The sequence below is a fragment of the Aminobacter sp. P9b genome (assembly GCF_045345995.1).
Classification (GTDB): Bacteria; Pseudomonadota; Alphaproteobacteria; order Rhizobiales; family Rhizobiaceae; genus Aminobacter; species Aminobacter niigataensis.
The window spans coordinates 2,508,665-2,528,589 of the sequence record NZ_CP150082.1; the positions used below are offsets into that span (position 1 = coordinate 2,508,665).

The 19,925-nt window shown below is 65.5% G+C and carries 20 protein-coding genes and 1 pseudogene; 14 read left to right on the forward strand and 7 right to left on the reverse strand.

Annotation, left to right across the window (positions count from 1 at the left end):
* Nucleotides 1-38: 38 nt before the first annotated feature.
* The 8 genes from WHT83_RS12375 (at nt 39) to rarD (ending at nt 5,873) form a co-directional block, all read left to right on the forward strand.
* Nucleotides 39-437 (forward strand): endonuclease domain-containing protein, encoded by a 399-nt coding sequence (locus tag WHT83_RS12375; protein ID WP_406873972.1) that lies wholly within the window; start codon nt 39-41, stop codon nt 435-437.
* On the forward strand, nt 434-814 hold the full coding sequence (locus tag WHT83_RS12380) for a VOC family protein (protein ID WP_406871322.1): 381 nt from the start codon (nt 434-436) through the stop codon (nt 812-814). The genes WHT83_RS12375 and WHT83_RS12380 overlap by 4 nt, the downstream gene beginning before the upstream one ends.
* 12 nt (nt 815-826) lie before the next feature.
* Nucleotides 827-1,318, forward strand: coding sequence for a GFA family protein (locus WHT83_RS12385; RefSeq protein WP_406871323.1), 492 nt, complete (start codon nt 827-829; stop codon nt 1,316-1,318).
* Complete coding sequence (locus WHT83_RS12390) at nt 1,315-1,791, forward strand: GFA family protein (RefSeq protein ID WP_406871324.1); 477 nt, start codon at nt 1,315-1,317, stop codon at nt 1,789-1,791. The genes WHT83_RS12385 and WHT83_RS12390 overlap by 4 nt, the downstream gene beginning before the upstream one ends.
* Nucleotides 1,788-2,264 carry a GFA family protein gene (locus WHT83_RS12395; RefSeq protein ID WP_108608730.1) on the forward strand — a complete coding sequence of 159 codons (477 nt, stop codon included), beginning with the start codon at nt 1,788-1,790 and terminating at the stop codon, nt 2,262-2,264. Before WHT83_RS12390 ends, WHT83_RS12395 begins: the two co-directional genes overlap by 4 nt.
* Nucleotides 2,261-3,217 (forward strand): prolyl aminopeptidase, encoded by a 957-nt coding sequence (pip, locus tag WHT83_RS12400; RefSeq protein WP_406871325.1) that lies wholly within the window; start codon nt 2,261-2,263, stop codon nt 3,215-3,217. The genes WHT83_RS12395 and pip overlap by 4 nt, the downstream gene beginning before the upstream one ends.
* Complete coding sequence (gene cimA / locus WHT83_RS12405) at nt 3,214-4,836, forward strand: citramalate synthase (RefSeq protein WP_406871326.1); 1,623 nt, start codon at nt 3,214-3,216, stop codon at nt 4,834-4,836. The genes pip and cimA overlap by 4 nt, the downstream gene beginning before the upstream one ends.
* A 128-nt stretch (nt 4,837-4,964) precedes the next feature.
* Nucleotides 4,965-5,873, forward strand: a complete 909-nt coding sequence (gene rarD / locus WHT83_RS12410; protein WP_183262221.1) for an EamA family transporter RarD — start codon at nt 4,965-4,967, stop codon at nt 5,871-5,873.
* A 59-nt stretch (nt 5,874-5,932) separates the two neighbouring features.
* Here rarD and WHT83_RS12415 read toward each other — a convergent pair whose 3' ends face one another.
* A complete protein-coding gene (locus WHT83_RS12415; protein WP_108608726.1) occupies nt 5,933-6,544 on the reverse strand; it encodes a TIGR00730 family Rossman fold protein in 612 nt (203 codons plus the stop codon).
* Between the two features lie 109 nt (nt 6,545-6,653).
* On the opposite strand from WHT83_RS12415, the gene WHT83_RS12420 reads away from it, so the two are divergent.
* The 3 genes from WHT83_RS12420 (at nt 6,654) to WHT83_RS12430 (ending at nt 10,337) form a co-directional block, all read left to right on the forward strand.
* Nucleotides 6,654-8,018: an Ig-like domain-containing protein gene (locus WHT83_RS12420; RefSeq protein ID WP_406871327.1), complete on the forward strand. Its 1,365-nt coding sequence runs from the start codon at nt 6,654-6,656 to the stop codon at nt 8,016-8,018.
* A 70-nt stretch (nt 8,019-8,088) separates the two neighbouring features.
* Nucleotides 8,089-8,427 (forward strand): helix-turn-helix transcriptional regulator, encoded by a 339-nt coding sequence (locus tag WHT83_RS12425; protein ID WP_108608724.1) that lies wholly within the window; start codon nt 8,089-8,091, stop codon nt 8,425-8,427.
* A gap of 14 nt (nt 8,428-8,441) precedes the next feature.
* A complete protein-coding gene (locus WHT83_RS12430) occupies nt 8,442-10,337 on the forward strand; it encodes an ABC transporter ATP-binding protein/permease (protein ID WP_108608723.1) in 1,896 nt (631 codons plus the stop codon).
* A 6-nt stretch (nt 10,338-10,343) separates the two neighbouring features.
* On the opposite strand, the gene WHT83_RS12435 is transcribed toward WHT83_RS12430, so the two are convergent.
* Entirely contained in the window at nt 10,344-11,273 is a 930-nt protein-coding gene (locus WHT83_RS12435; protein WP_406871328.1) for an NAD(P)/FAD-dependent oxidoreductase, read from the reverse strand.
* Nucleotides 11,263-11,724: an Rrf2 family transcriptional regulator gene (locus WHT83_RS12440; RefSeq protein WP_318764248.1), complete on the reverse strand. Its 462-nt coding sequence runs from the start codon at nt 11,722-11,724 to the stop codon at nt 11,263-11,265. Before WHT83_RS12440 ends, WHT83_RS12435 begins: the two co-directional genes overlap by 11 nt.
* Nucleotides 11,725-11,873: 149 nt before the next feature.
* Here WHT83_RS12440 and WHT83_RS12445 point away from each other — a divergent pair, with 149 nt between their 5' ends.
* Nucleotides 11,874-12,572 (forward strand): phosphatidylserine decarboxylase, encoded by a 699-nt coding sequence (locus WHT83_RS12445; RefSeq protein WP_108608721.1) that lies wholly within the window; start codon nt 11,874-11,876, stop codon nt 12,570-12,572.
* Nucleotides 12,572-13,424: pseudogene (locus tag WHT83_RS12450) on the forward strand (CDP-alcohol phosphatidyltransferase family protein). The gene WHT83_RS12445 and the pseudogene WHT83_RS12450 overlap by 1 nt, the downstream one beginning before the upstream one ends.
* On the opposite strand, the gene WHT83_RS12455 reads toward WHT83_RS12450, so the two are convergent.
* Entirely contained in the window at nt 13,421-15,640 is a 2,220-nt protein-coding gene (locus WHT83_RS12455; RefSeq protein ID WP_406871329.1) for an AMP-binding protein, read from the reverse strand. The pseudogene WHT83_RS12450 and the gene WHT83_RS12455 sit on opposite strands and share 4 nt — an antisense overlap.
* Nucleotides 15,641-15,864: 224 nt before the next feature.
* Nucleotides 15,865-16,785 (reverse strand): DMT family transporter, encoded by a 921-nt coding sequence (locus WHT83_RS12460; RefSeq protein WP_406871330.1) that lies wholly within the window; start codon nt 16,783-16,785, stop codon nt 15,865-15,867.
* A gap of 112 nt (nt 16,786-16,897) precedes the next feature.
* Here WHT83_RS12460 and WHT83_RS12465 point away from each other — a divergent pair, with 112 nt between their 5' ends.
* A complete protein-coding gene (locus tag WHT83_RS12465; RefSeq protein ID WP_406871331.1) occupies nt 16,898-17,404 on the forward strand; it encodes an OsmC family protein in 507 nt (168 codons plus the stop codon).
* A gap of 16 nt (nt 17,405-17,420) precedes the next feature.
* Here the strand turns inward: WHT83_RS12465 and WHT83_RS12470 are convergent, their stop codons facing one another.
* Together WHT83_RS12470 and WHT83_RS12475 are read right to left on the reverse strand one after the other, a co-directional pair.
* Complete coding sequence (locus WHT83_RS12470; protein WP_108608717.1) at nt 17,421-18,044, reverse strand: hypothetical protein; 624 nt, start codon at nt 18,042-18,044, stop codon at nt 17,421-17,423.
* A gap of 83 nt (nt 18,045-18,127) precedes the next feature.
* Nucleotides 18,128-19,894, reverse strand: coding sequence for an SLC13 family permease (locus WHT83_RS12475; RefSeq protein ID WP_406871332.1), 1,767 nt, complete (start codon nt 19,892-19,894; stop codon nt 18,128-18,130).
* Nucleotides 19,895-19,925: the final 31 nt, after the last annotated feature.

The following is a 19,925-nucleotide window of genomic DNA, read 5'->3' on the forward strand; positions in this document are numbered from 1 at the left end:
GGGGAGATGCCCGGCAGGGCAGAGGGGGGCGGTTGCTGATGACCCACTACCCAGTTCCTCAGGCCAATCGTCGGAACGCGCGCAAGATGCGCAAGCAAATGACGGATGCCGAACTGAAGCTCTGGAACGAGCTTAGGGCGCATCGACTGATGGGATTGGGTTTTCGGAGGCAATTGCCAATTGCTGGCTACATCGTCGACTTTGCCTGCCCAACACACAACTTGATTGTCGAGATCGATGGTTCGCAACACGGCTCGGCCGATGTTGCGGAAGCGGATGCTCTGCGTACTGCCAAGTTGCAAGGTCTCGGCTGGACCATGCTCCGGTTCTGGAACGACGACGTGCTTCGCGATATCGACAATGTCTGCCACCATATCGTGATCTCGGCCGGCCAGGGCGGAACGGCCGGCGGCATGAAGGAGGAGTTCGTGCAATGATCGACCACACGGGCATTTCGGTAACGGATTTCGACACGGCAAAGGCCTTCTACGACAAGGCGTTCGCGCCGCTCGGCGCTTCCCTGCTGATGATGGTGCCGGGCGAACACACCGGCGGCGTCAAGGTCGGCGGCTATGGGCGTGAGCGGCCGGTGTTCTGGCTGCACGAGGCGCCAGCCGGGCCGGGACGGCACTATGCCTTCACCGCCCGCAGCCGGGCCGAGGTCGACGCTTTCTATGCTGCGGCGGTCGCCGCCGGTGGCCGCGACAATGGCGGACCGGGCCCGCGGCCGCATTACCACCCCGACTATTACGCTGCCTTCGTCTTCGATCCCGATGGCAACAACATCGAGGCGGTGTGCCATGCCCCGGCCTGAGGGAATGTTGCCATGAGCCTCGACAACCGGCCTGTCTATTCCGGCGGCTGCCAGTGCGGTGCCGTGCGCTTTCGCATTGAGGGCGCTCTCGGCGACGCCTCGGTCTGCCATTGCCGCATGTGCCAGAAGGCGTTCGGCAATTTCTACGCGCCTCTGGTGTCGGTGCGGCAGGCAAAACTTACCTGGACGCGCGGCGAGCCGAAGAAATTCCGCTCCTCGAACTTTGCCTATCGCGGCTTCTGCGGCGAGTGTGGCACGCCGTTGAGCTACGAGGCGCCGGATGGCGTGGCCCTGGCGATCGCCGCCTTCGACGAACCGGCCGAGATCGCGCCGATTGTGCAGTGGGGCCTCGAGGGCAAGCTGCCCTATGTCGACCATGTCCATGAATTGCCGGGCTATTCGACCGAGGACGACCCTGATGCGGCCGACTTCGTCAATGACATCGTCTCCTACCAGCATCCCGACCATGACACCGGCAGCTGGCCGCCGGAGGGGCGCACATGAACGCTGCGACGACGGGGGGCTGCCAGTGCGGGGCCGTGCGCTATCGTATCGCCCAGGCGCTGGAGAATGCGCATATCTGCCATTGCCGCATGTGCCAGAAGGCTTCCGGCAACTATTTCCTGCCGCTGGCCCGCACTGCCAAGGCCAAGTTTGCCGTCACGCGCGGCGAGGTCGGCTGGTTCCAGTCGTCAGACATCGTGCGCCGCGGCTTCTGCCGCGATTGCGGGACGCCGCTGCTATTCGACGTTGTCGACCGCGATACGATCAACGTGATGCTCGGCTCGCTCGACGAGCCGGCGTCGGTCAAGCCGGAATTCCAGTGCGGACCCGCGGCCAAGATGCCCTGGTTCGGCGACCTGGACACGGTCGAGCCGTCGGCGGACGAGACGTCCTGGTACGCCGCGATCGCGCCATCGAACCACCAGCACCCCGACCACGACACTGAACAATGGCCACCGGAGAATAGGTCATGACCGAGACTGTTAGATCAGGCGGCTGCCAGTGCGGCGCCGTGCGTTTTCGCATCCGCGGCGCGCTGGGGCGCACCTCGATCTGCCATTGCCGCATGTGCCAGAAGCAGTTCGGCTCTTTCTTCGGCGCTTTCGTTGCGGTTCCGGTTGATGGCATCGAGTGGATCCGCGAGGAACCGAGCTATTTCCAGTCGTCGGTCAACATCGCCCGGGGTTTCTGCCAACGCTGCGGCACGCCGATGACCTATCGCCAGCCGGGCGAACTCGAGATCGCCATCGGCACGTTCGACGATCGTTCCGATCTCGCGCCAACTGTCCAGATCAACCATGGCGCGCGCCTGCCGTGGGTCGAGGCGATCTTCGCCGCGCCGCCACATGACAATCCCGACTATTACCGGCGGCAGGAGCAGATCATCTCCTTCCAGCACCCGGACGAGGAAACGGCCAACTGGCCGGAGCATGGGCTGAAACTATGAGCGACGAACTGCGCGGCCTCTATCCCGAGATCGAGCCCTTCGACAGCGGCATGCTGGATGTCGGCGACGGCCACCAGATCTACTGGGAACGCTCCGGCACCAGGGGCGCCAAGCCGGTGGTGTTCCTGCACGGCGGCCCGGGCGGGGCGACCTCGCCGAAGCATCGCCGGCTGTTCGACCCAAAACTCTACGACATCATGCTGTTCGACCAGCGCGGCTGCGGCAAGTCCGTGCCCAACGCCTCCCTTGAAGCCAACACGACCTGGCACCTTGTCGCCGACATCGAGCGGCTGCGAGAGATGGCCGGTTTCGACAAATGGCAGGTGTTCGGCGGTTCCTGGGGCTCGACGCTGGCACTCGCCTATGCCGAAACCCACCCCGACCGCGTCAGTGAGCTCGTGGTGCGCGGCATCTACACGCTGACCCGCGCCGAGCTCGAATGGTACTACCAGTTCGGCGTCTCCGAGATGTTTCCCGACAAGTGGGAGCGCTTCGTTGCCCCGATTCCGGAGGCCGAGCGCGGCGACATGATGGGTGCCTATCGCAAGCGCCTCGTCGGCGACGACTACAAGGCCAAGGTGGAGGCAGCCCTTGCCTGGAGCCTGTGGGAAGGCGAGACGATCACGCTGCTGCCCGACCCCGAAACCAGCGGCAAGTTTGGCGAGGACGATTTCGCTGTGGCCTTCGCCCGCATCGAGAACCATTATTTCGTCCATGCCGGCTGGATGGACGAAGGACAACTGATCCGCGACGCCCACAAGCTGCGCGACATCCCCGGCGTCATCGTCCATGGGCGCTACGACATGCCGTGCCCGGCGAAATATGCCTGGGCGCTGCACAAGGCCTGGCCGCAGGCCGAATTTCACCTCATCGAAGGCGCCGGACATGCCTTTTCGGAACCGGGCATATTGAACCAGTTGGTCCGGGCGACCGACAGGTTCGCAGGGAAATGACAATGGCACGCGAACGCATCTATCTCTTCGACACGACGCTGCGCGACGGCCAGCAGACGCCGGGCATCGACTTCTCCGTCGAGGACAAGATTGCGATCGCCGCCATGCTCGACGAGTTCGGGCTCGACTATGTCGAAGGCGGCTATCCCGGTGCCAATCCGACCGACACGGCGTTCTTTGCCGAAAAGCGGACGCGGCGGGCGAAATTCGTCGCCTTCGGCATGACCAAGCGGGCGGGGGTGTCGACGTCCAACGACCCAGGCCTCGCCACGCTGCTGCAGGCCAGGTCGGACGGCATCTGCTACGTCGCCAAGAGCTGGGATTACCACGTCCGCGTCGCGCTCGGGGTCACCAACGAGGAGAACCTCGAATCGATCCGCGCCTCGGTCGAGGCGGCGCGCGACGCCGGCAAGGAGCCGATGGTCGACTGCGAGCACTTCTTCGACGGCTTCAAGGCCAATCCCGACTACGCGCTGGCCTGCGCCCGTACCGCCTATGATGCCGGCGCGCGCTGGGTGGTGCTGTGCGACACCAATGGCGGCACCCAGCCGTCGGAGGTGCGCGAGATCGTGGCCAAGGTCATCGCATCCGGCATTCCCGGCGCCAATCTTGGCATCCATGCCCATGACGACACCGGCCAGGCGGTGGCCAATTCGCTGGCCGCCATCGAGGCCGGCGTGCGCCAGGTGCAAGGCACCATCAACGGCATCGGCGAGCGCTGCGGCAACGCCAACCTGATCACCATCATCCCGACGCTGGCGCTGAAGCCGCATTTCGCCGGGCGTTTCGAGACAGGCGTTTCGGAAGAGGCGTTGGCCGGCATCTCGCGGCTTTCGCGCGCATTCGACGAATTGCTCAACCGCGCGCCTGAGGCGCAGTCGCCCTATGTCGGCGCCTCCGCCTTTGCGACCAAGGCCGGTATCCACGCCTCGGCGATCGCCAAGGAGCCCAAGACCTACGAACACGTGCCGCCGGAAGCCGTCGGCAACCGGCGCAAGGTGATGGTGTCGGACCAGGGCGGCAAGGCCAACTTCGTCGCCGAGCTGAAGCGCCGCGGCATCGACGTGCCCAGGGACGACGGACGGCTGGACGCGCTGATTTCGGTGGTCAAGGAACGCGAGGCCGAGGGTTATGCCTATGAGGGCGCCGACGCCAGCTTCGAGCTCCTGGCGCGCAGCATGCTGCACACGGTGCCGGATTTCTTCCGCGTGACCTCGTTCCGCTGTCTGGTCGAACGGCGTTTCGACGCCAATGGCAACCTCAAGACCGTGTCGGAAGCGGTGGTGAAGGTGATGGTCGATGGCGAGGAGAAGATGTCGGTGGCCGAAGGCGACGGCCCCGTCAACGCGCTCGACATCGCCCTGCGCAAGGACCTCGGCAAGTTCCAGCACGAGATCGGCGACCTGGAGCTGGCGGACTACAAGGTGCGTATCCTCAATGGCGGCACCGAGGCGATAACCCGCGTTCTGATCGAGTCGCATGACAGCACCGGCGCGCGCTGGTGGACCGTCGGGGTGTCGACCAACATCATCGACGCTTCGTTCCAGGCGCTGATGGATTCGATCATCTACAAGCTGATGAAAAACCGCGACATGGCGGGGCTGGTGGCAGCGGAGTAGGGGTTGCTTGCTATGATTGGGCCAGCCAAGGCGACTGGCCCGATCGATTGATCCATCAACGAAAAGCGGATGGACCATCAGAATTTTGAAATGGCATGGCCGGGCAGGCGGGCGCATAGGTTCGCGCCATGAGCACGAACACGCCTGCGATTTCTCGCGACGAAGCCACGCGTGGCTTCCTTTTTGCCCTCTCGGCCTATCTGATGTGGGGGGTCTTGCCCTTCTACATGAAGGCTGTGGCGCATATCCCGACGCCCGAGGTGATCGCCCACCGCATCACCTGGTCGATCCCCATCGCAGCCCTCCTGCTGTGGTGGCTGGGTCGCACCTCCGACATCAGGCAGGCGCTGCGCACGCCGCGGACGCTGGCGATGGGCACGCTGACAGCGGCGCTGATCACCATCAACTGGGGCGTCTATGTCTGGGCGATCGGCAACGACCGCGCACTGGAAACCGCGCTCGGCTACTACATCAATCCGCTGTTCAGCATCTTTCTCGGCGCCGTCGTTCTGGGCGAGAGGCTGACGCGGGCGCAGATGCTGGCGATTGCACTCGCCGTGGTTGCCGTGGCCCTGCTGACCTGGGAAACCGGCGGCTTGCCCTGGGTGTCGATCGTGCTGGCGCTTTCCTGGGGCTTCTACGCCTTGTTCAAGAAGACGCTGCCGATCGGCCCGGCCCAGGGCTTCTTCCTCGAAGTGCTCATCCTCGGCCTGCCGGCGCTCGGCTACATCTTCTACCTGCAGTCGACCGGCGTCGGCCATTTCGGCACCACCGGCATGACCGACGTCTGGCTCATGCTGGGCTGTGGTGTCGTCACCGCCGTGCCGCTGATCCTGTTTGCCAACGGCGCCAAGCTGCTGACGATGTCGACCATCGGCATCATGCAGTACATCGCGCCGACGATGATCTTCGTCATCGCCATCTTCATCTTCAAGGAGCCGTTCTCGAGCGAACGTGCCGTTGCCTTCGCGCTGATCTGGGTGGCGCTGGCGATCTATACCTGGTCGATGTTCTCCGAACGGGCGAAGAACGGCTGAGGTTCGGGTGAGGCGGCCTGCCAGCGGCAGGCCGCAGCCTCAGGGATTGATCCCTAAGGTCACATCTTGTCGATGAGCGACTGCACGCCCTCGGTGGGTGTGGAATCGCTGCCGGCCGCTACCAGGATGGCCGAGACCACGGCCTCCGGCTCGTCGATCACCAGCGGCTGGACCAGATGCGAGGTGTGCACGAAGCCCTCGGCCTTCATGTGGTCGAGCAGCGCCAGCATCGGATCCCAGAAGCCTTTGACATTGGCAAAGACGATCGGCTTGCGGTGATGGCCGAGCTGCGCCCAGGTCATGATCTCGACGATCTCCTCGACCGTGCCGATGCCGCCCGGCAGCGCCACGAATGCGTCCGATTTCTCGAACATAAGGTGCTTGCGCTCGTGCATGTTGTCGGTGATGACGGTTTCGTCGAGCCTGGTCAGCGCGGTTTCGGTCGCTTCCTTGTTCATCAGGAAGCGCGGGATGATGCCGGTGACCTTGCCGCCGGCGCGCAGCGCGCCATCGGCGACCGCACCCATGATGCCTTTGGTGCCGCCGCCATAGACCAGCCGCAGGCCGGCCTTGGCGATCGAGTGGCCGAGCAGATGGCCAGCCTTTATGTAGACTTCGTCGCGGCCCGGCGAGGAGCCGCAATAGACGCAAATGGATCGAATCTTGTTCATGGCCTGATTGGGTATTGCGTCTGCTGGCAGGGTCAAGCCCGCACGGGCTTTTTCTTGTCGCTGCCGGCAAAACAAGGTAGACCCGTTGCGCGGCTAGGGGCAGGGAAATATGGCGATTAATCCGTTGAAGATATTCCTATTGGCAGCCGGCGGCTCGGCCGCGGCAGCCACGGTTGCGTATGTGTCGGGCGCGCTCGATCCCTATCTCGCGCCGCCGGCTGCGATAGCCTCGTTGCCGGCGCCGAACTCGACGGCGCCAGCCGCCGACAAGCCCGCCGAACCGGCAAAGCCGTCAGCCGAGGCGGCGGCGCCCGCTGCTCCGGCGGTCGTAGCACCTTCCTTCGATGTCGTGCGTGTCGAGGACAATGGCGCTGTCGTGATCGCCGGCAAGGCTGCGGGTGGTTCCAAGGTCGAGATCGTGACCGGTTCGCAGGTCATCGGCGCGGCTGTGGCCGGCGCCGACGGTGATTTCGCCGTCGTGCTCGACAAGCCGCTGACGCCTGGCGACTACCAGATCGTGCTGCGCGCCACTGCGCCCGATAATGTCGTGGCGACGTCGACGGAGACGGCCGTGGTGTCCGTGCCCTCCGAGCCGGGCGGCCAGGTGCTGGCGCTGGTGGAGGAGCCGGGCAAGCCGGCGGAACTGATCACCGTGCCCAAGCCTGCCGAGGCGCCGGCAAAGCTGCCCACGGCCGAACAGTCCGCCAACGCGCCCGCGACGACGACCGAAGCACAGACCGCGCCGCAACCGGCACCGGCCAAATCGGACGCACCGGCCTCTCAGGCAAAGGTGGTGGTCGAGGCGGTCGAGATCGAGGGCAAGAAGATCTTCATCGCCGGTGCCGCCGATGCCGGCCGCAAGGTGCGCGCCTATGCCAACGAGATTCTCATCGGCGAAACGCAGACCTCGCCGGACGGGCGCTTCCTGATCGAGGCGGAGCGCGAACTGCCCGTGGGCGACTACATCATCCGCGTCGACGCGCTCGAGCCGGATGGCGTCAAGGTGGTGGCACGCGCTGCTGTCCCGTTCCAGCGCGAGCCGGGTGAGTCGATTGCAGCCGTTGCGCCGCAGGAACCGGTCCAGCAGCCGGCATCGGCACAGCAGCCCGAGGCCAAGTCTGACGCGTCGACGCCGTCAACGGCCGAAACGCCGGCCGCGCCAACGGCATCTGAAGCAAAACCCGCCGATGTCGCCGCCGCACCGGCAGCGCCCGAGGCGACCGCTCCCAAGCTGGAGGCGGTCAACGGTGCCGTGATCATCCGGCGCGGCGATTCCCTGTGGCGGATCTCGCGCCGCGTCTACGGCCATGGCGTGCGCTATTCGAACATCTATCTCGCCAATCAGGACCAGATCCGCGATCCCGACCGCATCTGGCCGGGGCAGGTGTTCCGTGTCCCGGAAAAGTCCAAGGAGGGCGAGGCCGCCAACATGGACGCCATGGGCGAGCAGGCGATGCCGACGCCCAAACCATAGGACTTCGGGCACGGCATCTCACCCCATTCGGGTTGCGCGGAATGAATTCATCGTCTATCGTCGATGAACGATGAAATCATTCTCCGCCAGGCAGAACTGCCGCGCACCATCCGTCGAGGATGTGGCGCACAAGCTTGCCGCCCTCTCGCATCCGGCACGGCTTGAAATCCTGCGACGGCTGGGCGGCGGCAGGTCGTGCTGCTGCAAGGAAGTGGTCGAGCATCTCGACCTTGCGCAATCGACGGTTTCGCAACACCTGAAAATCCTCGTCGAGGCGGGACTGGTTCGCTATGCGCCGGAGCGGCAACGCTCGCGCTATCAGATCGACCAGGCGGCCCTGGCCGCCGTTTCCGCATCCGTCTCGGCGCTCGTCGAATCCTGCTGCGCCGGTGAAGGCGCGGACATCTAATCAAGGCAAGAACAGTGGCTAACAAGACCGTCTCCGCCGAACGCGGCTCGACTTTCAGCACGATCAGGAACCTTTGGCCCTATATGTGGCCGGAGGACCGGCCCGATCTCAGGGCGCGTGTCGTCTGGGCGACCGTGTTCCTGGTCGTTGCCAAGCTGACGCTGGTGGCAGGGCCCTATTTCTTCAAATGGGCGACCGATGCGCTGGCCGGCGACCAGCGCTCGCCGTTGCCGCTGCCGGCTTTCCTGGTGGCGCCGGTGATGCTGGTGGTTGCCTACAATGTCGTCCGCATCGTCCAACTCGGCTTCAACCAGCTGCGCGACGCACTGTTTGCCCGCGTCGGGCAATATGCGGTGCGTCAGCTAGCGCATCGCACCTTCGTGCACATGCACCAGCTGTCGCTGCGTTTCCATCTCGAGCGCCGCACCGGCGGGCTGTCGCGCATCATCGAGCGCGGCACCAAAGGCATCGAGACCATCGTCCGTTTCACCATCCTGAATACCGCGCCGACGGTGCTCGAATTCGCGCTGACGGCCGGCATCTTCGGCTTCGCCTATGGTTGGAAATATGTGGCGGTCGTGGCTGCCACCGTCTGGATCTACACCTGGTTCACGGTGCGGGCGAGCGACTGGCGCATCGGCATCCGCCGCGAGATGAACGATTCCGACACCGACGCCAACACCAAGGCGATCGACTCGCTGCTCAATTTCGAGACGGTGAAGTACTTCAACAACGAGGCCATGGAGGCCGAGCGCTTCGACCGCTCGATGGCGCGCTACGAAACGGCGGCAACCCGCATTTGGACGTCGCTCGGCTGGCTGAACTTCGGCCAGGGCGTCATCTTCGGCATCGGCATGACCATCGTCATGGCCATGTCGGCAATGGAGGTCATGGCCGGCACCCAGACCGTGGGCGATTTCGTCTTCATCAACGCCATGCTGATGCAGCTTTCGGTGCCGCTCAACTTCATCGGCTTCATCTATCGAGAAATCCGCCAGGGCCTGACCGACATCGAGCAGATGTTCGACCTGCTCGACGTCGCGCAGGAGGTGGTCGACAAGCCGGGCGCCCGGGCGCTGGAGATCGGAACCGGCCGGATCGAGTTCCGCGACGTGCATTTTGCCTATGATCCCAACCGGCAGATCCTCAAGGGCGTCAGCTTCGAGGTTCCGGCCGGCAAGACGGTGGCGATCGTCGGCCCTTCGGGCGCCGGCAAGTCGACGATCTCCAGGCTGCTGTTCCGCTTCTACGACATCCAGCAGGGCGCGATCCTGATCGATGGCCAGGACATTCGCGACGTCAGCCAGGAGAGCCTGCGCGGCGCGATCGGCATGGTGCCGCAGGACACCGTGCTGTTCAACGACACCATTGCCTACAATATCCGCTACGGCCGCGTGAACGCCGACGAGGAGGATGTGCGCAAGGCGGCCGAACTGGCGCAGATCGCCGGTTTCATCCAGCGCCTGCCCGACGGCTACAAGGCGATGGTCGGCGAGCGCGGCCTGAAGCTCTCGGGCGGTGAAAAGCAGCGCGTGGCGATTGCCCGCACCATCCTCAAGGCGCCGCCGATCCTGATGCTGGACGAGGCGACGTCAGCGCTGGACACCCAGACCGAGCAGGAAATCCAGAGCGCGCTCGACCTGGTCAGCAAGGGCCGCACGACGCTGGTCATCGCGCACCGCCTGTCGACGGTCATTTCAGCGGACGAGATCATCGTGCTGGCCGATGGCAGCATCGCCGAGCGCGGCACCCATGCCGAATTGCTCGGCAAGCGCGGCCTCTACGCCTCGATGTGGGATCGCCAGCGCGAAGCGACGGAAGCCGAGGAACGGCTGCGCCAGGCCCGCGAGGGCGACGAGCTCGGCGTCGTCGTGCGCCGCCGCACCCCGGAGGTCACCGACGGGGCCTGATACCGGTCAGGCAGCTGTTGCGTTCAGCGACGTTGCTGCGTCCTCTTCGATCAGTGAACGGTGGATGGAAAGCGCTGCAAAGACGCCATCCGCCGAAGCAAGCGTGATGTTGTGCATTTCGGTGGCAGCATCGCCCGCTGCAAAGACGTTGCGGACCGTCGTCTGCTTGAAGCCGTCGGTGTGGATCTTGACGCCAAGGCGCGTATCGTCGAACGCGCAGCCGATCTGTTGCGCCAGCGGGCTGGCCATGCGCAAGGGCGCTCCGATGAACAGGGCCTTGACCGGCACCAGCCTGCCGTCGGCAAGGCGCACGCCGTCGATCCCAGGGGCGGGGCCTTCGACTGCCGTGAAGGGCGTATCCTCGATCCGGACGTTGCGGGCGGACAGCAGCGCGGCGGTGGCTTCGTCGAGCGGGAAGTTCGCGTTGGCAAAGTAGGTCGTGTCGCCCCAGTCGGCCAGAAGCGATGCCTGGTGATGGGAAAGTGCCGTGGTGGCGAGCACGCCGATCGGCCCGCCGCCGATTTCATAGGCGTGGCAATACGGGCAGTGCAGCACCGTCTCGCCCCAGCGCTCGGCGAGGCCGGGAATGGCCGGCAGGTCGTCGCGCACACCCGTCGCGATGAGCATGCGTCGGCCCTGATGCAGCGTCCCGTCGGCAAGCCTGACCGCGATGCCTTCTTCCGTCGTCTCGGCTGCGACTGCCTCGCCGGAGACGAGCGAGGCGGATGGATAGGCTAGAAACTGCGCCCTGGCCTCTGCGAGGAGGTCGCCACCGGCGCGACCGTCATGCCCGAGCACGCCGTGTGAACGGGCGGCGAAGCGGTTGCGCGGCATGCCGGCGTCGATCACCAGCACCCGCCTGCGGGTACGGGCCAGGACCAGTGCTCCGGCGAGGCCGGCAAAGCTGCCGCCGACGATGATGGCGTCATGCTGCATCGTGATTTCCTTTTGCATGTTGTGCGTGGTCCGCCATCCGGCGGCTGAAATCGGCGGCGAGATCGCTGAGCCGTATCTGCCCGAACCGTTCGAGCAGCAGGGCCTGCGCCTCGCGGAAGGTGTCGTCGAGTGCGTGATTGACCGCCTGTTCGACCAGGCAGCCTGGGTTTTCGGTGGCTGGGCTGAGCGGCAGCAGCACCGGTTCGCCCAATGCCAGGTGGATGTCGCGCAGGCTGACCGAGGCGAGGTCGCGGACAAGCGTCCAGCCGCCGCCATGGCCCCGCTCCGACGTCACGAAACCGGCCTCCCGCAGGCCGGCCATCGTCCGGCGCACGACCACCGGATTGGTGCGCAGGCACAAGGCGAGATGGTCCGATGTCATCGGCTTGCCGTGATCTGCCATGTGAAGCAGGGCATGCAATGTCGCGGAAAGGCGGCTGTCGTGTTTCATGTAACTTTTATAGTTACGAAACTTCTGAAGATCAAGCAGGCGATGCTGCCCCTGGCGTCACCTGACCACCGGCCGGCAATGTCGCGTTGCGGCGGCCAGAGCTTTCCGGTAAGCACTCCGGGACTTCAACAGCAACGGCCACCCCTTTCATGAGCATAGCCGACACGATCCGCAACGCCTTCGTTCCGGTCCATCGCGAGGGGTATCCCTTCATTGCCGGATTCGCGGCGGTCGCCGTCCTGCTGGGCTTCTTCTCGACGTCGCTGTTCTGGATCGGGGCGATTCTCACCGCCTGGTGCGCCTATTTCTACCGCGACCCCGAGCGCGTGACCCCTGTTGACGACAAGCTCGTGGTCAGCCCCGCCGATGGCGTGGTTTCGGCCGTCGGCCCGGCCGTGCCGCCGCGCGAACTCGGTCTCGGCAATGCCGAGATGACGCGCATCTCGGTGTTCATGAATGTCTTCTCCGTCCACGTGAACCGCGCACCGGTGCGCGGCAAGATCGTCCGCATCGAGCACCGTCCGGGCAAATTCCTCAACGCCGAGCTCGACAAGGCAAGCCAGGAAAACGAACGCAACGGCGTCGTCATCGACAGCCCCAACGGCCAGGTCGCCGCAGTCCAGATCGCCGGCCTCGTGGCGCGGCGCATCGTCTGCTGGGCCGATGTCGGTGGCAACATCGCGGTGGGCGAGCGTTTCGGCCTGATCCGCTTCGGCTCGCGCGTCGATGTGTTCCTGCCCGCGGCAGCTGTTCCGCGCGTCGCCGTCGGCCAGACCGCGGTGGCTGGCGAAACCATCCTCGCCGAATTCGGCGGCGCCAGCCACGCACCGCTGGTGCGGGTCTCCTGATGGTGGCGCCGTTCAAGCCCTTCGAACCACATGGCAGCGGCGGACCGCGCATCCGCGAAATTCCGCTGCGCATGGTGCTGCCCAACCTCATCACCGTGCTGGCGATCTGCGCTGGGCTTTCCGGCATTCGGCTCGCCTTCCAGGACCGGTTTGAACCGGCCGTAGTGATGGTGCTGCTGGCAGCCTTCCTCGACGGCATCGATGGCCGTCTGGCGCGCATGCTGAAGGCGACCTCGAGGTTCGGCGCGCAGATGGATCTCGCTCGCCGACATCGTCAATTTCGGCGTCGTTCCGGCATTGGTGCTCTATGCTTACCTGCTCGACAAGGCCGGATCCCTGGGCTGGATCGCGACGTTGCTTTTCGCCATCGCCATGGGCCTGAGGCTGGCGCGTTTCAACGTGCTCGACGAAGACCTCGATCGCCCGGCTTGGCAGGCCGAGTATTTCGTCGGCGTGCCGGCGCCGATCGGGGCCATCACCTTGATGCTGCCGATGTATCTCGGCTTCCTCGGCCTCGAGGGCACGCGCACGGTGGCCTACGTCGCCACCGGCTTCGCCATCCTCGTCGCCTTCCTGCTGGTCAGCCGGCTGCCTGTCTATTCCGGCAAGAAGCTGAGCATTCGCAGGGAATACCTGCTGCCCGTCATGCTGGTTGCGGTATTCTACGTGCTGCTTCTGACAGTCTATCCCTGGCAGACGCTGACAGCGTCGGTGATCGGCTACCTTATCTTCCTGCCGCTGAGCGCCAGTGCCTATGCACGACGGGCGAGGATCGAGGGCGAGAAGGCTGTGGCTGCCACAGCCGAGGCTGAGACAACCGACGTCTCGGACGAGACCAAGCCGGCAAGCTAGGCTGCCAGCCCCAGTCGCTCGATGGCCATGTGGCGCGCAGCGACATAGTCGGTCTTGCCGGAGCCGAGCACCGGGATTTCGCGCACCTTGATGATGTCGTGCGGGACCATCAGGTCGGCGGCCCCGGCCTGCTTGCCATAGAGGCGCAAGGTTTCGGGATCGGCATTGCCGGCGGTGGTGACGAGCACGATGCGTTCGCCCTTGCGCTTGTCTGGAACGGCAACGGCGGCGTGGCGTTCCTCCGGCCACAGTGCCTGCACCAGCATCTCGACGGCGCCGAGCGAGACCATCTCGCCGGCGATCTTGGCGAAACGCTTGGCCCGGCCGCGGATGGTGACGAAGCCCTCGCGGTCAACCGAGACGATGTCGCCGCTGTCGTGCCAGCCTTCGAGCGGCTGCAACTCGCCCGGCCGGTCGGCGGTCATGTATCCCATCATCAGATTGGGGCCGTTGAGCCAGAGCCGCCCGCCTTCGCTGACGCCTTCGACCTCTTCGAGCCGCATGCGCATGCCGGGCAAGAGGCGTCCCACCGTGCCGTCGCGGCCATGGGTCGCCGTATTGACGGCCACCACCGGCGCCGCCTCGGTCAGGCCGAAGCCTTCGATGATCTCGGCGCCGAATCGCTCGCGCCAGACGCGCCGTGTTTCCGACCGTACCGGCTCGGCGCCGGCCACGACGAAACGCAGGCTGGAGAAATCGCCATCCTCCGCAGTCCGGGCATAGGCGGCAAGGAAGGTGTCGGTCCCGAACATGATGGTCGGGCGGATCTTGCGCGCGACGTCCGGGATGAGCTTGTAGTGCAACGGCGAGGGGTAGAGGAAGAGCCGCACCCCGGTGATCAGCGGGAGGATGGTGCCGCCGGTGAGGCCGAAGGAATGGAAAACCGGCAGCACGTTGAATAGCTTGTCGGCCGGCGAGATGGAGATTCGGGCCTCGGCCTGCATGGCGTTGGCGACCAGGTTGCGGTGCGAGAGCACGACGGCCTTGGGCATGCCTTCGGAGCCCGAGGTAAACAGGATGACTGCCGGCCTGGAGGCGACCTGGGGTTGCAGCGGGCGCCGCCATTGAGCGGCCGCGGCGGCCTTTTCGAAGGTCGTGATGCTGTCGCGCAGCTCTTCCAGCCAGATCATCCGCGCGCCGGCCTGCTCGGCGGCCGCGACGATGTCGGCGAGGTCGGCCTTCTGGATGAAGGCGCGCGACGAGACGATGGTCTTGATGGCAGCCGTCTTCACCGCCGAGGCGACATTGGTGGCGCCGGCGGTGTAGTTGACCATGGCGGCCACGCGCCCTGCCGAGATGAGACCGAGCATGGTCAGCACCACGCCATTGGCATTGGGCAACAGTATGCCGACCGCTTCGCCCGGGCTGGTCAGGCCCTCGAGGCGTTTGCCCAGCACGCGCGCCCCGGTCAGGAGCTTGCGGTAGCTGAGCGCGCCGCTGACGACGTCCTCGACGATCAGGCGCGAGGCGCCGTAGCGGCCGGCGGCATCGCACACGGCGTGGAACAAGCCCCGGTCGAGATCGGTGCCGGCGAGCCGCGCTTCGGCAAAACGGTCGAACAGGGCATTGGCGGTGGTGGTCTGCGAGTAACCGGCGCGCTGGAGCAGTTCGGCCATGGTCATGGGCGCAAGCGCTGCGATCCGGAGGCGTGGGAACCAGGCGCGTGGCGCGCGTTCGGCCGGTGTCAGCGAAAACGGCAGGTGGCGCGCGCCGCTGACGAAGATCGGCACGATCCGGGCGTCGGCCTGCATGGCAATGCGGGCGACGGCGCGGAACAGGCGGAACGACTTGACGTCTGGCTCGACGGTGTCGGGCAGGTAGACCGCGAGGCGGCCCTTGCCGCGCAGCACGCGCACCAGGCGACGGCTGACGAAGACATGTTCGGCGTTGAAGGCGATGGTGCGGCCAAGCTCGCGCCACGGCTCGAGCCAGAAGGCGCGGGCGGAGGCATCGTCGAGGATGTGCAGCGTCTGCTCCGGCAGCAGGGACAGCATCAGCGCCGGTTCGAGTCGGGACTGATGCGACACGACATAGATGACCGGCGTTTCTGAATCCCGCGCCTGGCGTATGGCCTTGTCGTGGACGCGCCACGCCAGCTTGAGCGGTAGATAGAGCAGCGCCTGGCGGAAGCGGATGCCGAGCGTATACGTCAGGTAGCCTGCGGCAAGCATCCATGCCGCGACAAGACCGAGCAGAATCGCACTGGCCAGGACCATGCCGCACCTCCCAATGCGCGCGACCCCCCAACCGCGCGCACTGAAACTAGACGATGCCGACGCCACGTCAATGCGCATCGTCCCGCCATCCCCTGGGGTTCAGGACAGGAAAAAGCCGGTCTTGCGACCGGCTTAAAGCAAAGGGACGGGTGGAGGGGATGGGGGGATGGGGCAACCCGTCCTGAGGCCAATAACGCCGACCCCGCGATTTGGTTCCGCCCCGTTCAGGTTTTTTTCGATTCTTTTTCGCCGTTGGCCAGCGCGGTGGCTACAGCCCGGGTGCCGGCCCAGTCACGCCAGGCGTGCCAGAACACGGCCGCCAGCACGATGGCACCGCCGGCGAGGCTAGCGACCGGCGGCAACTCGGCCAGGAACAGCCAGGCGAAGAAGATGCCGAACGGCACTTCGGCGGTGCCGAGCAGCCCTGCTTCGGCAGCCGGAATGCGGCGCGCGCCTTCGGTCCACAGCACCACCGCGAGGGCGAAGGTAAGGCCGAATATGGCGAGCACAGCTATGTCCTGGCTTGGCACGGCGAGCGGGTCGGTGACGAACCAGGCCGGTAAGACGCCCAGGAAAGCCGAAACGGCGCCGGCCCACACCACCGATGCGTTGCGAAAGCGGCGGACGAGGGTCGCGTAAAGCGCGAATGTGAAGGTCATCAGCAGCGCCAGCATGTCGCCGAAGGCGTGGCCGCCGCCAAGCCCGGACCAGACCATGACGGCGACGCCGACGAGGCAGACCGCTGCTGCAACTGCTGTCTGGCGGCGAAAGACCTCGCCGATGATCACCCAGGCGAGCAAGGCGACGACGAACGGCACTGTCGCGTAGATGACCACGACATTGGCGACATAGGTGTTCTTGAAGGCGGCGATGAAGGCGATGCTGGCGAATGTCCCCACTATGGCAAGCATCCAGCCTTGCCAGCCGAGATCGAGGCTTTCGCCATGGCCGCCGCGCCGGCGCCAGAGGACATAAGCAGTGATCAGCAGCCCGCCGGCCAGTCCGCGCCAGGAGGTGATGGTCAGGGGATCGGCGTCGATCGATTTGGTGAGGATGCCGGACAGGCCGAAGACCGCCGCGGACAGCGTGACAAGCAACATGCCGAGCCTGTGTTCCGATGCGCCGTCGATGATGTCGGTGGCCATGCCGTCTCCTGCAAGAGAAGCTTAGTCTATCGCATCGCTCCTGCCAGCCTGCTGTCATGAGCCAAGGCACCTTGCCTATGCTAGGATCGCCATGGTTTGCCGGGAGAAGATCATGGATGCCGCGGGACTGAAGGCGCTGCAGGCGCCGCTGAAGGACGCCTATCGCGAGGATGCTGGGCGGGGGCTGATCACGCTGCGGGCCGCCGGTGCCGTCGACGACCAGTCGATTGCCTGCAAGGTTGATACGGGCAGGGCGATCGTGACCGCCGGCCTGCACCCGGCGACCGGTGGCAGCGGCATGGAGTTGTGTTCCGGTGACATGCTGCTGGAAGCGCTGGTCGCTTGTGCCGGAGTGACCTTGAAGGCGGTTGCCACGGCGTTGGAGTTCAGGCTCGGCGAAGCCAGGGTCTCGGCCGAGGGCGATCTCGACTTTCGCGGCACGCTCGGTGTCGCCAAGGACGCGCCGGTTGGCTTTTGCGCCATCAGGCTGGCCTTCAAGCTCGATACGGACGAGCCGCAGGACCGGATCGACGCGCTGATCAAGCTGACCGAGCGTTACTGCGTCGTATTCCAGACGTTGAACGTTCGGCCGGACCTTTCGGTATCGGCCGAACGTTAGGGGTGATGCAGGCCGCTCAGTTGGTGGCGAAGCAGTAGAACAGGCCGTCGCCGCCGGTGCCCTTCAGCGCTTCCTGGCCGCAGCCGCCGCGCGAGGCATGCGAGGAATTCCAGGACTTCGCGGCCGCCGAATCGTCGAGCCCCATGCGGTCGTGATGCCCCATCATGGCGACGCCTTCGCCGTCGCTGGTCCAGTTGTTGCAGGACTGGTCGGCGGCCTTGGTGCCGTCAGGCATCGACCCGGTCAGGATGTCGTGCTTGTTGGGCTGGTCACCGCGGCCGTTGACGGCGTTGCCCTTCTCGTCGAGCGCGGTTTCCTTGTTGATGTTGTTGGCGTCGCTGTGCAGTGAGGCGACATCGTCGGCGATCTTCTGGCCCTTGGCATTCGACCATGGACCGCTGCCGATGCGATCCTTGGCGTCGGTGTCGCTGGTCGAGAGATAGGCATGCCAGGTCTTGCCGGTCGAGCCGGCAGCTTCGGCGAGGCTCTGGCAATGCGCGTCGGCGCCTGCGAGGCCGCCGAGATTTGCGCCCTTGCCCAGGCCGGCGCTGGTCACGAAAAAGCTCATCGTGTTGTCCTGGGCGCTGGCGGTGAGAAGGCCGGAGCACAGTGCCGCGGACAGGATGAGGATGCGTTTCATCGATCGTTCCTCCCAAACTTTACCGATAGACGCGCAAAGCTAGGGCGGGCCGAAATCAACGGCCAATCACGCTTGCGTGTCGCCTACATCGGCCAGACGAGGATCAGCATCGGCACCGCCACCAGGATGACCAGCAATGACAGTGGCAGCCCGAGGCGAGGATAGTCGGAGAATTTGTAGCCGCCCGGTCCCATCACCAGCGTGTTGCACTGATGGCCGATCGGTGTGAGGAAGTCGCAGCCGGCGCCGATGGCGACGGCCATCAGGAATGCTTCCGGCTGGTAGCCGAGCGAACTGGCGAAGCCCGCGGCAATGGGGGCGACGACAAGCACGGTCGCGGCATTGTTGAGGAACGGCGTGACCGCCATCGCCACGACCATGATGAGGGTCAGTGCTCCTGCAGCCGGCAACCCGGCGGCGAACTCGGCGAGCCAGGCCGAAATGACGTCGGTGGCGCCCGTCCGCCGCAAGGAATCGCTGACAGGAATGAGAGCTGCCAGCATGACCAGGATCGGCCCGTCGATTGCGCCATAGACCTCGCGCAGCGGGATGACACGGAACAGGACCATGGCGACGGCAGCCGAGAAGAAAGCCAGCGGGACAGGCAGCAGGCCCAGGGCGGTCGCCGCCATCGCGGCGATCAGGATCGCCAGCGGAACGATGCCGCGCCGGACGCTGCCGAGGAGGATCGACCGCTCCGCCAGCGGCAGGCAGCCGAGTTCGCGCAGGATCTCCGGCAGGGTCTGGGGATTGCCCTGAAGCACCACCACGTCGCCCATGCGCAGCGTGACTGCACCGAGGCGCTCCTGGATGCGCTCGCCCTTGCGGCTGACGGCCAGCAGGTTGACGTTGAAACGGTCGTAGAGCGCAAGCCTTTGGGCCGACCCGCCGATCAGGCTCGAATTTTCGCCGATGACTGCTTCGACGGCCGCGGCGGCATGCTTGCCGCCGGCGGAATCGCGGCTGCCGGTGACGCTGAGCTTGGCCTGCGCCACCATGCGGTCAAGGACGTCGGGGGCGCCCTCGATCAGGAGGATGTCGCCTTCGCGCAGGATCACGTCCGGAAACGGCGTGACGTGCAGCGCCCGCGAACGCAGGATCGAGGTGACGACAGCGCGGCTGCCGCCGAGCTTCAGCAGATCGCCCAGCGACTTGCCGGCGACGGCGGAGTCGGCGACGATCCGGGCTTCGGTGACGTAGTTGTTGATGTCGATCGCCTCGTGGATGGAGGCCGAGGCGCGCGTGCGGCTGGGCAGCAGCCAGTAGAACAGCACCAGGAAGACGACGCCGGCGGCGGCAAGGGCCGCACCCACCGGGGTGAAGTCGAACATCGAGAAGGCCTCGCCGGTCATCTCCTGGCGCACGCGCGAGACGACGATGTTGGGCGAGGTGCCGATCAGCGTCATCAGGCCGCCGAGCAGCGAGCCGAACGCCATCGGCATCAGGAACACCGAGGGCGAGACATTGGACCGGCGAGCGAACTGGAAGGCGATCGGGATCATGATCGCCAGCGCGCCGATGTTCTTGACGAAGGCGGACAACACCGTGACGACGATGACCAGCAACGCCAGTTGCGCCCTGACGCTGGAGACATCCGGAGCGAAGCGCTGGATGGCATATTCCATGATGCCCGAGCGGGCGACGCCGGCACTGACCAGGAGCGCCGAGCCGACGATGATGACGATGTCGTCGCCAAAGCCGCTGAATGCCTTGGCCTGCGGAACGATGCTGGCCGCAACGGCGACGATCAGGGCGCCGCAGGCGACCAGATCATAACGGAACCGACCCCAGATGAACGCCGCCATCATCAGCACGATGACGGCGAGGGACATCATCTGGTCTGTGGTCATGCGGTCGATGTCCCCACATTCGTCGGATCGC

Excerpts from the sequence above, each read along its gene's own strand:
- WHT83_RS12380 (WP_406871322.1), top strand. The coding sequence starts at position 434 with ATGATCGACCACACGGGCATTTCGGTAACGGATTTCGACACGGCAAAG.
- WHT83_RS12395 (WP_108608730.1), top strand. The coding sequence starts at position 1,788 with ATGACCGAGACTGTTAGATCAGGCGGCTGCCAGTGCGGCGCCGTGCGT.
- WHT83_RS12455 (WP_406871329.1), bottom strand. The coding sequence starts at position 15,640 with ATGGTCCTGGCCAGTGCGATTCTGCTCGGTCTTGTCGCGGCATGGATG.
- WHT83_RS12460 (WP_406871330.1), bottom strand. The coding sequence starts at position 16,785 with ATGGCCACCGACATCATCGACGGCGCATCGGAACACAGGCTCGGCATG.
- WHT83_RS12375 (WP_406873972.1), top strand. The coding sequence starts at position 39 with ATGACCCACTACCCAGTTCCTCAGGCCAATCGTCGGAACGCGCGCAAG.
- WHT83_RS12435 (WP_406871328.1), bottom strand. The coding sequence starts at position 11,273 with ATGCAGCATGACGCCATCATCGTCGGCGGCAGCTTTGCCGGCCTCGCC.
- WHT83_RS12420 (WP_406871327.1), top strand. The coding sequence starts at position 6,654 with ATGGCGATTAATCCGTTGAAGATATTCCTATTGGCAGCCGGCGGCTCG.
- pip (WP_406871325.1), top strand. The coding sequence starts at position 2,261 with ATGAGCGACGAACTGCGCGGCCTCTATCCCGAGATCGAGCCCTTCGAC.
- WHT83_RS12440 (WP_318764248.1), bottom strand. The coding sequence starts at position 11,724 with ATGAAACACGACAGCCGCCTTTCCGCGACATTGCATGCCCTGCTTCAC.
- WHT83_RS12470 (WP_108608717.1), bottom strand. The coding sequence starts at position 18,044 with ATGAAACGCATCCTCATCCTGTCCGCGGCACTGTGCTCCGGCCTTCTC.
- WHT83_RS12415 (WP_108608726.1), bottom strand. The coding sequence starts at position 6,544 with ATGAACAAGATTCGATCCATTTGCGTCTATTGCGGCTCCTCGCCGGGC.
- rarD (WP_183262221.1), top strand. The coding sequence starts at position 4,965 with ATGAGCACGAACACGCCTGCGATTTCTCGCGACGAAGCCACGCGTGGC.
- WHT83_RS12465 (WP_406871331.1), top strand. The coding sequence starts at position 16,898 with ATGGATGCCGCGGGACTGAAGGCGCTGCAGGCGCCGCTGAAGGACGCC.
- WHT83_RS12390 (WP_406871324.1), top strand. The coding sequence starts at position 1,315 with ATGAACGCTGCGACGACGGGGGGCTGCCAGTGCGGGGCCGTGCGCTAT.
- WHT83_RS12445 (WP_108608721.1), top strand. The coding sequence starts at position 11,874 with ATGAGCATAGCCGACACGATCCGCAACGCCTTCGTTCCGGTCCATCGC.
- cimA (WP_406871326.1), top strand. The coding sequence starts at position 3,214 with ATGACAATGGCACGCGAACGCATCTATCTCTTCGACACGACGCTGCGC.
- WHT83_RS12385 (WP_406871323.1), top strand. The coding sequence starts at position 827 with ATGAGCCTCGACAACCGGCCTGTCTATTCCGGCGGCTGCCAGTGCGGT.
- WHT83_RS12475 (WP_406871332.1), bottom strand. The coding sequence starts at position 19,894 with ATGACCACAGACCAGATGATGTCCCTCGCCGTCATCGTGCTGATGATG.
- WHT83_RS12425 (WP_108608724.1), top strand. The coding sequence starts at position 8,089 with ATGAAATCATTCTCCGCCAGGCAGAACTGCCGCGCACCATCCGTCGAG.